Source organism: Curtobacterium sp. P97 (genome assembly GCF_023712445.1).
GTDB lineage: Bacteria > Actinomycetota > Actinomycetes > Actinomycetales > Microbacteriaceae > Curtobacterium.
This window is the reverse complement of sequence record NZ_JAMAYF010000082.1, coordinates 1-471: the sequence shown is the minus strand read 5'-3', so window position 1 is coordinate 471 and position 471 is coordinate 1. Positions and strand designations below refer to the sequence as shown.

Sequence of the window (471 nt, the reverse complement as noted above, 5' to 3'; positions counted from 1 at the left end):
GGAGAGGGCAGCCGCGGCCGCGGCGATCCCCGCGGTGCGCTGCTCGTCGTCGGTGCAGTCGTAGACGTCGGCCACGGCGAGACAGTCTCCCCCACCTAGGCTCGCGGCCGTGCGCCGGTCCGTCGTCCTCGTCCTGGCTCCGGCAGCGCTGGCCCTGGCCGCCTGCTCCCCGGCCGTGCCCGCGGGGCCGGCCGGGGGGACGCCGTGGGGTCTGCGGGGCGACTCCCAGCTCGGCGGTGCCTACGCCCCGGCCGACGGCGTCACCGGCGTCGTCCGGGACCGCACGGCCGCCCCCGCCGAGGGGTTGTGGTCGGCCTGCTACGTCAACGCCTTCCAGACCCAGCCGGGGGCCGACGAGGTGCCCGAGGACCTGCTGCTGCACGACGCGGCGGGTGCCCGGGTGGAGGACCCCCGACTGGCCGGGCGAGTACCTGCTCGACGTGTCGACCGACGCCCAGCGGGCCCGACGGC

1 pseudogene is annotated in these 471 nt (G+C 78.1%); it reads left to right on the top strand.

Annotated features, from left to right (window positions below):
• Positions 1 to 109 precede the first annotated feature (109 nt).
• Positions 110 to 471, top strand: a pseudogene (locus tag M3677_RS17040) (endo alpha-1,4 polygalactosaminidase); the annotation flags it as partial.